The organism is Pedobacter westerhofensis, from assembly GCF_900182595.1.
Lineage (GTDB): Bacteria > Bacteroidota > Bacteroidia > Sphingobacteriales > Sphingobacteriaceae > Pedobacter > Pedobacter westerhofensis.
Genome location: NZ_FXTN01000022.1, coordinates 23,184 through 35,495 on the forward strand (window position 1 = coordinate 23,184; position 12,312 = coordinate 35,495).

Annotated in this window: 14 protein-coding genes; 4 read left to right on the forward strand and 10 right to left on the reverse strand. The window is 37.8% G+C overall.

The window, feature by feature from the left end:
- Window positions 1-41: 41 nt before the first annotated feature.
- Together FN831_RS26865 and FN831_RS26870 are read left to right on the forward strand one after the other, a co-directional pair.
- Window positions 42-641 (forward strand): sugar O-acetyltransferase, encoded by a 600-nt coding sequence (locus tag FN831_RS26865; RefSeq protein ID WP_142531297.1) that lies wholly within the window; start codon window positions 42-44, stop codon window positions 639-641.
- An 18-nt stretch (window positions 642-659) separates the two neighbouring features.
- Entirely contained in the window at window positions 660-1,307 is a 648-nt protein-coding gene (locus tag FN831_RS26870; protein ID WP_142531298.1) for an HAD family hydrolase, read from the forward strand.
- 193 nt (window positions 1,308-1,500) lie between these two features.
- Here the strand turns inward: FN831_RS26870 and FN831_RS26875 are convergent, their stop codons facing one another.
- The 3 genes from FN831_RS26875 to FN831_RS26885 all read right to left on the reverse strand — a co-directional run bounded on the left by FN831_RS26875 (window position 1,501) and on the right by FN831_RS26885 (window position 3,976).
- Entirely contained in the window at window positions 1,501-1,794 is a 294-nt protein-coding gene (locus FN831_RS26875; protein WP_142531299.1) for a hypothetical protein, read from the reverse strand.
- Window positions 1,795-1,800: 6 nt separating this feature from the next.
- Complete coding sequence (locus FN831_RS26880) at window positions 1,801-2,778, reverse strand: hypothetical protein (protein WP_221931421.1); 978 nt, start codon at window positions 2,776-2,778, stop codon at window positions 1,801-1,803.
- A 298-nt stretch (window positions 2,779-3,076) separates the two neighbouring features.
- A complete protein-coding gene (locus FN831_RS26885) occupies window positions 3,077-3,976 on the reverse strand; it encodes a HEPN domain-containing protein (RefSeq protein WP_142531301.1) in 900 nt (299 codons plus the stop codon).
- Window positions 3,977-4,104: 128 nt separating this feature from the next.
- Here FN831_RS26885 and FN831_RS26890 point away from each other — a divergent pair, with 128 nt between their 5' ends.
- The gene (locus tag FN831_RS26890) at window positions 4,105-4,488 is read left to right on the forward strand and encodes a helix-turn-helix domain-containing protein (protein WP_142531302.1); all 384 of its coding nucleotides are present in this window, start codon (window positions 4,105-4,107) and stop codon (window positions 4,486-4,488) included.
- A 284-nt stretch (window positions 4,489-4,772) separates the two neighbouring features.
- On the opposite strand, the gene FN831_RS28335 is transcribed toward FN831_RS26890, so the two are convergent.
- From FN831_RS28335 to FN831_RS26920, 7 genes are all read right to left on the reverse strand, one after another.
- Complete coding sequence (locus FN831_RS28335; RefSeq protein WP_262711910.1) at window positions 4,773-4,904, reverse strand: hypothetical protein; 132 nt, start codon at window positions 4,902-4,904, stop codon at window positions 4,773-4,775.
- A gap of 181 nt (window positions 4,905-5,085) precedes the next feature.
- Window positions 5,086-6,066 (reverse strand): DUF5712 family protein, encoded by a 981-nt coding sequence (locus FN831_RS26895; RefSeq protein WP_142531303.1) that lies wholly within the window; start codon window positions 6,064-6,066, stop codon window positions 5,086-5,088.
- A 2-nt stretch (window positions 6,067-6,068) separates the two neighbouring features.
- A complete protein-coding gene (locus FN831_RS26900; RefSeq protein ID WP_142531304.1) occupies window positions 6,069-6,617 on the reverse strand; it encodes a BfmA/BtgA family mobilization protein in 549 nt (182 codons plus the stop codon).
- A gap of 10 nt (window positions 6,618-6,627) precedes the next feature.
- Window positions 6,628-6,945 carry a hypothetical protein gene (locus FN831_RS26905; protein ID WP_142531305.1) on the reverse strand — a complete coding sequence of 106 codons (318 nt, stop codon included), beginning with the start codon at window positions 6,943-6,945 and terminating at the stop codon, window positions 6,628-6,630.
- A gap of 1 nt (window position 6,946) precedes the next feature.
- Window positions 6,947-7,204, reverse strand: coding sequence for a helix-turn-helix domain-containing protein (locus tag FN831_RS26910; RefSeq protein ID WP_317132120.1), 258 nt, complete (start codon window positions 7,202-7,204; stop codon window positions 6,947-6,949).
- A gap of 429 nt (window positions 7,205-7,633) precedes the next feature.
- Window positions 7,634-7,939 (reverse strand): helix-turn-helix domain-containing protein, encoded by a 306-nt coding sequence (locus FN831_RS26915; protein ID WP_142531307.1) that lies wholly within the window; start codon window positions 7,937-7,939, stop codon window positions 7,634-7,636.
- Between the two features lie 58 nt (window positions 7,940-7,997).
- On the reverse strand, window positions 7,998-9,176 hold the full coding sequence (locus FN831_RS26920) for a hypothetical protein (RefSeq protein ID WP_142531308.1): 1,179 nt from the start codon (window positions 9,174-9,176) through the stop codon (window positions 7,998-8,000).
- A gap of 288 nt (window positions 9,177-9,464) precedes the next feature.
- Here FN831_RS26920 and FN831_RS26925 point away from each other — a divergent pair, with 288 nt between their 5' ends.
- Window positions 9,465-12,200, forward strand: a complete 2,736-nt coding sequence (locus FN831_RS26925; RefSeq protein WP_142531309.1) for a TrlF family AAA-like ATPase — start codon at window positions 9,465-9,467, stop codon at window positions 12,198-12,200.
- Window positions 12,201-12,312 lie beyond the last annotated feature (112 nt).

The following is a 12,312-nucleotide window of genomic DNA, read 5'->3' on the forward strand; positions in this document are numbered from 1 at the left end:
ATCAGCGCCGGGTTTCTTATTTTTGTCTTTTATCAATTTATATGAAGACTGAAATCCAAAAATGTCTCGACGGTGAGATTTTCAATACCTCGGATCCCGAGATACGAGACCTGATTAAACGGGCCCGCGACATTACAAAAGAATATAATTATCTGGCAAGTACAGATACTGTAAGAAAGAATTTTTTTTTAACAGAACTGTTTGGAAGTATAGGCAAGAACGTTTCAATTGACACCCCGTTTTACTGTGATTATGGAAGGCATATAACAATTGGCGACAACGTGATCATAAATATCAACTGCACCTTCGTTGACTGTAACAGAATCGATATTGGAAACAACGTATTGATTGCCTCAAATGTGCAGATTTATACTGCTACGCATCCTGTTGAGACGAACGAACGGCTTATTGAAAACTGGACGGAAATAAATAGCAATCCTTTTTTTCGTACGTACGCACTTCCGGTTAAAATCGAGGATAACGTGTGGATTGGAGGAGGAGTAATAATTTTACCTGGAGTAACTATTGGGAAGAACTCTGTCATAGGCGCTGGAAGCGTTGTCACTCGTTCAATACCTGAAAATTCTGTAGCCTTCGGCAATCCATGCAAAGTTATCAGAGAGAACAATTTAACTGTTTAACTATACATCAATATATAAATGAAAAAAATTAAAGCAGTAATATTTGATCTTGATGGTACATTAGCCAATACATTACCATTATGCATCTCTGGATTTAGAAAATCCATTGAACCCCTGATAGGCCGCTCCTTGTCAGATGAAGAGATCATCGGAACTTTTGGTCCATCGGAAGAAGGCACTATTATGGCACTGGCACCAAAACACTACGAAAAAGGCATTTCTAGTTATTTAAAATTTTACAAAGAACTCCATGAAATGTGTCCCTCTCCCTTTGAGGGCATTGAAGCTCTATTAATTACTTTAAAAGAGAAATCAGTAAAAATTGCCATGGTAACTGGTAAGGGTAGGCACAGTACCGATATCTCTTTAGAAAAATTTGGCATTGCTAAATATTTCGAAGCCATCGAAATCGGGATATCGAAAGGACCACGGAAAGCTGAGGGAATACAAAATATCTTAGACCTTTTTGGGGATATACGAAAGGAAGAAATCATATACGTCGGTGACGCTCCAAGTGATATCATAGCAAGCAGGAAAGTCGGGATACCGGTAGTAGCAGCAGCCTGGGCAGAAACAGCTGAGCCTGAAAAGTTGAAAGAATTAAATCCGCATATGTTTTTTGATAGTATAAGCGAATTTAGTCATTGGTTAACTTTAAGTATATGAACGGTAGGTTGTGAAGCGCGTTGTACTTCCTTTAATCTATCTCTATAGTGCTCATGGGCAGTTTCCTGTCACTGTCTTCTCCGTATATGCCAAAAGCGGGAACAGCAGCAGCCCAGTGCGGAGGCCGTTCCGCAGGCCGAAAATGCGGGACGGCCAGATTGCAGGCATTATTCAAGTAGATGTTAGTTATGATTTATTGACTGATAATATCGTTATTTATTTTTTCGATCTTTTGGGTAAATAGATAGCACAGGTTTAGCAATTCCACCAATTGACTATAGAAAAATAACATATCTGTCAGTTCCTCCCCATCTGGCGATTCAGCAGCAAAATGAATCCATCCTTCGTATAGCTCCCAAAGCTTAGTACGGGATTCGTGAATCGGATGGTTCACGAAAAAATAAGATATTGATGGCACAGGATTATCAAGATCCTCATCTGAGATATCAACAGGTTGATAATTTAAAGCCTTTAAAATTTCTTCCATAACATTCTATTTATTAATGAAACGATACATCATTCTTAATTGATCTACAAAATCTTTAAAATCACCCTCATAGTGTTTCTTTAGTACTAAGAGTTGAAATTGGCTTTGCTGAAAATAACTGATCAGTTGGCTATCATTAACGGAGTTCAACAGCACATATTTTCTCGGGCTGTAGCTCAGCATAGCAAAGAAAGCGGTATTGAAGTAATATTGTAGCGGATGTATTCTTCCTTGAAGCATTAATCGAAGTTCCAGTTTATAATAATCCCCCATGTCTTTCCATAGAAAACAGATTTCTGGTGTTTCATTATTAAAGGCGCATGGCGTCATATACGATCTTCTTGGCTTGCCTTTTACATTACGCATTCCATATGTATAACTATAGTGTGTGTACAACCTTCCTGAAAGTAAAGGAAGCGCCTTTTGCCAGAAATCAAAAAGCTGATTAAAATTATTTTGGTTCTGTTTCCGTTTTTCAGCGAGCTTATGAGCGTCTTCTTTATATCCCGGGTTAGCAACCAAGGCTATTTTCTTCATGTTGAAGCAAATCTCAACGAGGTTTTGTTGTTCGTCCGAAAGATCGATTTCAGAAAGTTGCATTTCATTAAGCACGTATGTTGTAAAGCTTCTTACCTCGGTTTTAGCCTTGTTCAAAATCCCTATATAAGGAATTAGAAAGGGATAATGATTTGTTCGGAACCTTTCATTGTTGTTATCTGCCAAACAGAAACCCAACACCAGGTGTGTTTCTCTAGGTGGCTGTTCTTGTATTGAATGAACTGCTTTCCGTAGCTCCGCTCTCTTTGCAGATACTACAGGGAGTTGTTTTCCAGGTTTATATAGGCCTTTATACCTCACTTTTGACGACACATGTAAATTATCCTTCGACTTATGGATCATCAGGTATTTAGATCCCCCTGTTTCCTGATCAAAGAATCCCGGCCAATAATAGTCCTCGAAATTATATTCAGCGTAATAGTACATCAGTTGGGTAAGCGAAAAATAAGCGTATCGACTCAAATAGTTTTCATGGGTATCAACGCTGCAACTCACCAATAGTTCGGAGGTGGTTACCTTAAGGTAAACCATTTCTTCGGGCTCTTTGTCCAGAATTACACCTATTATAAGCAGCTCATTGCTGAAAGATATCTTCCTGATTTTAATGGGGAAATAACCCCTTTTTGGTTTTCTGATCTCGGAATATTGGTTCAGTGTATTTTCTGTAAGTATTCTTGTATTAGGGGTAAAGGGCAAATGAAAGATGTTCGGCGATGGAATATTTTTATCCGCCATAAACCACCTCGCTTTCTTTTTTTAATTGTGTGTAGGATTCTGCCACTATTGCAAGAGATTTTATCTTTTCACCGCACATAATCTCAGTAAGCTTTAAAAAGGTGGAAACCCGGATGAATATTTGTTCCGCATCGGCTTGTTCAACCTTAAAATCATCTTTGTAACGTGCAGCGGAATAACTTTTTACCATAATATCAAAGAGCCGTTTATCATCTTCCCTGCCCGATAAGAAGAGGCTTGATGGTGCCAAAGAAAAGCTATCGCACAACCGAAGCTGTCTATATAGGTTGTGTATATCAGAACGGTATGCCAGATGAACCCTTATCAAAGCAATACAGCATTGTTCTACAACCTGATGCGCCATAAATGCACTTAGATTGTAATGTTGGTTCGTTAGGCATTCTTTTGCACTTTTTAAAAAACCTGTTGCCAATGGAAAGCGGTGGTTGTAATGTTTTTGGGCTTTTACTGCTCCCTGGGTGGGTATATAATTTATGATATGAGTGCGCTGCACCATACCATCCCGACTATAAAGAATCTGGCTCTCGTTATAAATAGTAATGAAAAACCTGTTATTGGCCTTTATTGCATCCGCAATAGTTTCTTTCCCATGAGCCAATATGGTGATCTTGCCGAAGGGATAATGATTATTGGCAAAGTCCTGCACCTCGTGTTCAATTCTGGTAACGCTTTCGGTTACCATCAACAAAAAATAATGATAGTTTTCTGTACGGTGTTCTTCTATAAAACACCCGTCATTGACTTTAAAATCGATGTTTTTCCCAAAGCTATAGATTTGCTCGGGCTTGAATTTTTGAACCAGCTCTTTTATAAAGGCCGAAAAGGTTTCTTTCTGGAAGTGACCAGATTGCGAGAATTGTGTTTCCATAATCGTGACATTTTTGATTTATTAGATCAAAAATGCTGTACGGCAATGCCGTAACCTACCACTAAAGCTGGTATCTTACTACAATACATTGGTTCATTACTATATTAGGAATTTATTATATTTGCTTTATGGAAACGCCTACAAAATCTAACAAAGTGCATATCGGCAGAAAGATCAGCCGTATCAGGGAAATACGTGGTATAAAACAAGATTTTCTTGCTATTGAACTTGGTGTAAGCCAGCAAACGATTTCTAAAATTGAGCAAAGTGAAGAAGTAGAAGAGTCGACCTTGGAAAAAATTGCGAATGTTTTAGGTGTTACTGTTGAAGGAATAAAGAATTTTAGTGAGGAATCAATATTCAATTATTTTAACAATTTTCATGACAGTAGTACTGGTGACTTCCGACAACACTGCACCTTCAATCCTTTAGATAAAGTAGTTGAGCTTTATGAGCGCCTGCTTGCGAGCGAGCGTGAAAAAATCGAAATCCTGAAGAATACTAACAAATAATAGTAGTATGTTGATTGACTAGATAAAAGAAGAGCTCATTAAAAGCAATCTATTTGTACATGGCTCCAATTATATCTGCATTTCTATCGTCATACCTAAATCATCGTTAATACCGAAAGTAGCCTTAAATCTTTGCGTTCAGGCAAGTAAAGGTTACATTGCGTAACAAAACTTAAAATAGAAATGATTATAAACCGGAATAAAAGTTAGAATTAGCAAGCTGTAAACAATTAATGGCAGCAGCTTGCTAATTAAATTGCAAACTTTTCATATCTGCATGCTATTTAGTCGCCCTTTTTATGTTTGTGAGGCTTAAGAGAAGGGATGTTTTTAGGAACATCTTTATTATCTCTTTGACGTTTATCTGGTTTACCAGTTGATTCAGCAATTTTTTTCGGTCCTGTTTTGATTCCCATAATATTTAATTTTTAAAAGTTTAATAATCTCTAATTTAGCAGGTTAAATAGCAAATTAAGAATAAATAATAAATAAGTTATTAACAGAGAATTTATGATGTATATACATCGTTTTCTCTAAGGTACTGAGAACTTATATCCGACTTTTAACTAGGCATGTGCAAATTAGTTAAGCAATAAGCTATCGGTGTAAACTCTGGCTTTGAGTTTTACCTTTTTTCTTCTTTTTCTTTTTACTTCCTTCTGTAGCGGATGGTTGTGGCGCTATATAAACAGGCTCCATAAGCATACTTAATAAATCAGCGCCCAGCTTTCCGGTTGTTCCGATCATTCCCCCGACGCTTTCAAACAGCCCTTCCGCCACACTTTTGCCCAAATCGTTGATGGTGTAGTGTCCGGCCTTTTGGTAAGGCATATTTTCCAGTAAATTCATCTGTGTTTTTTGGGCAGCCGTCCCATTTTTCATTGTATTGACATAGGCAAGGGTATCTTTCAGCCCCCTGTTATAATCGAAAAAGTCGTCGAACAGGCTTTCCCCTGATTGTTTAAATGCGGTACGGTTAAATTCGCCAAGCTTGGCGGAATGCGCTTTGTTTCTTCCCTTGGAGGTATTCTGCGGGCTAAGCTTAATGGTATTGGTAATGTCCTTTCTGCTGACAATAATCTGTATATGATCCTGCCGTCCCTCTTTGCGCTCGCCTGTTTGCCTTATCCCGCCCTTTACTTCCTTATCTGTGTGTTTATAATAACGGTAATTTTCGTGCTTGCCGTACCAAAGCAAATCTTTATGAGCGTTAATGCCTGGTCTTTTGAAGTTTTTGGCATACTCATCCATTACCTTTATCGCAAACTCCTTTAGTTTTTCCTTTGTACCTTCCTTGCCATATTTTTCGTAAAGGTGCGCCAGTTCCTTTTGGCTGGGGCTGATGTTGATCAGAAAAAATTTACTGTCACTGCGTCCAAGTTTGGCAATATTCCGGTCTAGCGTCATCCTGACTTCCTGCCTGCGGATTTCGTTACCGGTGCCGTTAAACCAATTTTCCAGTTCCAGACCTTTGCCTTTTTCGGTCTGCATCTGGTTCTCTTTTTCAAGGTAGTTGACCAGTGCCCCGCTGCTCCCCTTATTGTCTCCCGTTTCTGATGTGGTGATGTTGATGAACATAATTACAGATTTTCAAGTGATTGTCTGGCATGGGCTTGCAGTTCCTCTTTCTTGACATTAGCAGTAGTCCAGCCGAGCGATTCCCTTTGGGTGATGTAATATTCCAATATTTTTCTGAAGCGTGATTTTAACAAAGCCTTTTCTTCCAGATGGGTCTGTGTTTTGGAAATGCCCCGTTCCAGTGCCGTCATGCGCTCCGCAAGCTTTTTTGCATTTTCAACATCCTGCGCCATAAACTTGCCAATGTCCTTAATGTACAATGTGTGTTGTTTTGCTATGGTGACCAGTGTACCCGAATCGCTGAAGATAGGCAACAGGAAATCTTTTTCCTGCGTTTTAAAAAAGCCAATAATTCGGTTATTTCCGTTGACCAGCTCTTTTTTCAGCAGTTCGTCATTCAGATCTAAGGGGTCTTTCTTGCTCCGGTAGAAATACTCCACCATCTGTATGATGGTCGTCTTTTTTGTCCTGCCCAGCTTGAGGGCGATCTTTTCCAGTTTGATATCGGTGGCTACAGGGTAGCGCACCGATTTTGTATTGATATCCTCCATGTCCTGTTGTTTAAGGATTGCTTGCTGTCTCGATAATAAATCTTATTTGAGTCCCCCTTTGCGGATGCCATGAGGGATTATATTCGATATAGCCGTATTCTACAAGGTCTTTGATGTTCTTATGGTAGGTGGCAATAGATCTGATGCGGGAGAACCGCATTAGTTTTGGCCTGCTGACCTGAAAGGGTTTTTCAGGCGCGTCGCTATCGCTGTAGTAGAACAATGCCATCAGCAGGCTGATGTGGGTGGCGTAAAACCGGCTCTCCACTGCCACCCGTTCAAAATATCCGCTAAGGGCATGGTGTTGTATATTCAGATAGTTCTTCATATTATTCTCCTTTCAATATTTTTTCTATTTGTATTCTGCTGTAATACATCGTACCTCCAATCTTGCGGAACGGCAATGTCCCGTTGATGCGCAGGTTCTGTAAAGTGCCTGCTGATATGTTCAGCATTTTGCGCACCTGCGCACTTCTGAGCCATTCGCCATTTTGCTGGCTTTCGGTCTTTTGTCCGACAATGCCCTTCATTTCCTGCAACAGTTCCGTTTTGAACTGGCGGAGGTCTTCCATTGTGATGATGTCCATTTTCATAAATTGCGCTCCTCTCTAATATTTCAATTTGCCGATTAGCTGGCTAATCATATGGCTAATTAGCTGGCTAACTGCTTAGTTAGCTAATTGGTATACCTGAAAGTATACCGTTTATGGTTCCTAAAAGGCTTGCAAAGCCCCAAAGTAGCCCCGGAGGCTACTTGAAACCCCTGTAGCGATAGCGTAAGGGCAAGCAAGTAGGGCTCTGCCCAACTTCCGCTTGCTCAGCCCCGAAAAGGGACTGACTGCCTAGACCGCCTTTCTTCCGCCAATAGCTGCATCCTAAAAAGCCCACAAGCTCTCGGACTGCCCTGTATTAACGTGCTGTGTCCGTGGTTTTTGTTACACATAAGCCGTTGTTAAGTGTATATATAGCTATGTTATTATATGCATACATATCTACTTAGCAATAGGGATATATAGCTATATTGGTGGTGGGGTTTTCTCCGCAGTCTCGCCTTTTGCGCCTACCCACGCTAATAACTTCTTTCGGGAAAACAGCAATTTACCTGCTGTTTTTGAAAAGGGAATTTTGTTCAGTTTAACCAGACCATAAAGCGTCGATGCTTTATAATTAATCAGTACGGCCGCCTGTCTGGTATTGAGCAGTTCGTCAACATCATGCCTTTTCAGGTTGCCGCTTGAAATGGCATTCCTAACAGAATTTTCCATAAGACTGGAAAGTTCACTAACAGATAATGCGGTAAATAGGATTTTCTCTTTTTCCATAAATTTCGTTTTATGGATACAAAGGAATGGTGAAAAATCCCTTACAAAAGCAATGACATTAATGTAATAATTTATGTTTTTTAAGGATGCTTAGCATTTCTTCGATATGGGGGTTTATCGGCTGGCTTTCCTTGATAACCTTCATGCCTTTCAAGGCATTGGCTGATATGACGTTTTTAATACTTTCCGGTTTAGAGCCATCAAAAACAGAAAAATGCCGTTTTAAGCTAGTGACATATTCAATTTGGTTAACGCTCCGGTTGTATTCATGGTTTAAATTATACGTGCTATACATTAATGCGTTCAGTACACTACGCATATCACCTCTTGACGTTCTTTTAACAAACGGATTTTCAGGCCGCTTTAATATTTGCGGAAATGCATTCGAACCAAATGCAGATCCTAAGAAATCTGTTAGTTCTTTGTTGCTTAGTGCAGCTTCCTCTTTGCCCTTGCTGGTGTTCATAGGTGCAGTTAAGACCCGCCATATTGCCTTGACCTCTTCCAAATCACACATCAGTTCAATGCGAGGAAAAGCAAGTGACGGACTTTTTTCAATAACGGGGGTACTTTTTTCAGGTTCAGGTTGTTCGACTAGCTCCGCTTTAACTATAGCGGGATTTTCTTTTTCAGGGACTTTTGAAATTTCAACTACTTTTAGATGGCTGTCAAAATGTAAACGTAATCCTGGGCTTCCTTCTGGTAGACTGCTGTTGATATTATTAATTTCTATAAAACCCCTGTACAGACTGGCTTGCAAATAGCCTAAATTATAAAACAAATCTTTGTCGAGATCACCGTCAAAATATAGAAAATCAAGGCAATGCAGGCAAAACACTTTTAGGTACTGTACTTTCTGTTCGTGCGGGAGTGCCGGATAAGATACGCCCAGATTAAGTTGAAATGCACTAATGCCCTCTTTGTAACCATCGAAAAAGCATGGCTCAAAAATTTCTTTTTGTTGTAAATCCCATTCGCCGTAAGATTCATTTGTATAATCGACACTGGTACTTTCTTTCATATTCAGGAAATCGTACAGGTCTGTATCACTGATAAAATAAGCCTTACCATCCCTAATCAATTCCCTAAACGGAAAGTAGCCCAATTTATCAATCAAGTCAAAACGGTTGTCTTTCTTCCCTAGATGACCTGACTTTTTATGAATGAAAGAAACCTTCATATCATCATATATATGACCGGAATAAGGACTGAAATTTTTAAGGTGATGAAAAAACATAAGTCTGATTTATTGATTATGGACTAAATTAGCTAATTTCTCAAAACTGTAAACTTTTGTGCTTATAAAACCAAAATACTTACCTAATTCTAGCAATACCATATTATTACTTTAGAAATATTTATGGTCAAATTTTACTATTGCATTTTTTTATTATAGCAGCCCTAAGTTTACTACGGCGTGTAATTTGGTTTCCTTCGTGAGCATGAGAAGAATGACTATATATTAAGAAAGTGTAGGTATATTCGTCAGACCAAAAAACTTATACTTGTCTAAAATTAAAAATACATGAATACTATCGGCTCTCAATGGAGAAAATGGGATATGCATATACATACCCCCGAAACCAACCTTAGTAACAATTATATGGCTTCTGATACGGAAGATGTATGGGAAGTTTACTGTAAAAAAATTGAGGAGTCGGATGTGAGCGTTTTTGGAATAACTGATTATTTCTCATCCGAAAATTATTTCAAATTCATTGAAAAACATAAAATTTATTACCCCAGTTCGAATAAAGTTTTTTTTCCAAATATTGAATTTAGATTAGAAGTCTCGGTCAATAAAACAGCTGAGGAGGTTAATATTCATGTTATCTTTTCACCTGAAGTGTCTAAAGACAAAATCGACGAGTTTTTATTGAAACTGGATACTAACATAAATGTAGAAGGTACTACCCAATCATGTAGGCATCTCGAATCGAAAAATGATTTTGAAAAGGCGGCAGTTAGTCATGTAAACATTGTAAACACCTTAAAAAAGGTGTTTGGCAGAAATAAATGTTACCTTTTAATTGGTGCGGCTAATAATGCGGGGTTAAGGCCTGATTCGAAATCGCCAAGAAAACTGACTATAACAGATGAAATCGACAAGCTATGTGATGGCTTCTTTGGAGGTGAACAAAATGTCGATTATTATTTGGATACCGAAAGATACGAGACACAAGAAAAAGCCAAGAAAAAGCCAGTGTTAACTGGCTGTGATGCTCATTCATTTGAGGACTGTGATAATTTCTTGGGGAAAAAAGCGATTATCTTAGGGGATGGAAAAAAGAGCGATGAAGTCATTAAAAATGTTACTTGGTTAAAAGCAGATACTACATTTGAGGGATTTAAGCAAATTCTGTTTGAACCTTCTGATAGAGTTAGGATAAGTGAGTTGAGGCCGAGAGAACCAATCAGAAAAATAGAAAGCATAAAATTTAATTTCCAACCTAATACAGTAATAAAAAAAGCTGGTACTGCTACTTCTGGGCAGCCTTTTTGCCTATTGAAATTAAAAAACGAAATAAAATTTAGCCCTTTCTTTACATGCATTATTGGAGGTAGAGGAACTGGAAAAAGTACGATAATTAATATTTTGGCGGAACGCTTAGGATTAAAGACGGATTTCTTTAACAAGGACAATAACTTACTTACTACAGGTTCAAACAATGTTAAATTCAATAATGACGAGATAGAGATTATAGGGACGGAAGAAATAGAATTCGTAAGCCAAGGCAAGGTTGAACGATTGGCTGAGGGCGACGAACTTACATCACTTGTCTACAATGAGAGGATAAGGGAAACAGAAAATGGATTTTTTGAATTAGAGGCCTCTTTTACTGATCAAATTGAAAAAAATGACGAGCTAATAAAGCATCTGTTTGAAATAGATAACTTACAAAGTGAGCTTAAAGAGTCGGAAAAAGAGCTTTTAAATAATCAAAAAATAGTTGATTCAGAGAAAGATCCTAGGTATACAGCTATTACACAGAACATTAATACTCTCGGCTCTGAAATGCTAGCGATCGAATCTAGCAAAAATAGGTACTCAACTTTGTTAGGTTTTGTGAAGAATATTATAACGCAGACTGTAACAAGTAAAGATAGTAATGAATATGAAGCTAGAATCAGGGAGATTTTGAATATCTTGAAAGATTTTGAAGAAATCACAGAGACAGAATTAGAAATTGTTACTGAATCCAAAGTATTCAAAGAAACAGATAGCACTTATGAAAGGTTGACGACCGAATTACAGGCTGAAAATCAATTACTAAAAGAATTTTTCTTAGAGAAGGGAACTAGTGAGGAAAGCATTAAGGACTCGCAAAATGCTTCTGAAAATATTGCCAGATTAACACAAGAAATAGAAGAGGAAAGTCAAAAAATTGCTAATGTTAAGTTGAAAATTGCTGAGATCGATGACTTAGCCGACGAAATAAGAAAAAACTCGGAAGATACTACAGCCTTAATATCTTCCTGCCTTGATGCCCTTAATGAGAAACTAACCACCAATAATGAAAATGTAAAAGAAATCAAATTCACTTTTGAATTCAATCGCGCTAGTTATAGAGCTGGTTTATTTGAAGAGTTCTACAGAATTTTCAGTAAGTATCATTTACCAAGTACACAAGTTGACAAGGTTACCGAAGTGTTATATTTGATAGAGCCGGATGAAAGTCTTCTCGCTATGTCATTCGAAGATTTTAAAAAAGAAATTGATCAACAATTAACTAAAAAAGGCTACAATAGGAATACGAACTACCTTACTATATTTAATAATATTTTTGAAACTAAAATAAATTTTTTAGTGTATCAAATTTTAATTAAAAAGCATCTTTTTAATATTTCCAAATACATCAAAATAAATGGATTCTATGGGGAGCGAGAACTAAATGCTTGCTCGTTTGGACAACGATGTACGGCAGTTATCGTTACACTTTTAATGACTGGTGTTAAGCCGCTAATTGTGGACGAGCCGGAAGCACATTTAGATAACCGTCTTATTGCTGATTACTTGGTACAGCTTATAAAAAGTAAAAAATTCGATAGGCAGATTATATTCGCCACTCATAATTCAAATTTTGTAGTAAATGGTGATGCAGAATTAACACATATTTTGGAGATACCTGATAATGGAATTTATACTAGCATTAGTACCACTACTATTGAAAACCTAAATCATCGCACGAAATTACTGAAACTTGAAGGTGGTGAAGAAGCCTTTATAAATAGGGAGAAAAAATATGGCATAAAAAATTAAATGCTATTATGACGAGCTGGATATTCTGGAGGATGCTGACCCCACTAGATGTGCATAAATAAAGAACTGATTTAGGCTTGCAGTTTTGTAAACCCTGTCATTCCGGCGCATA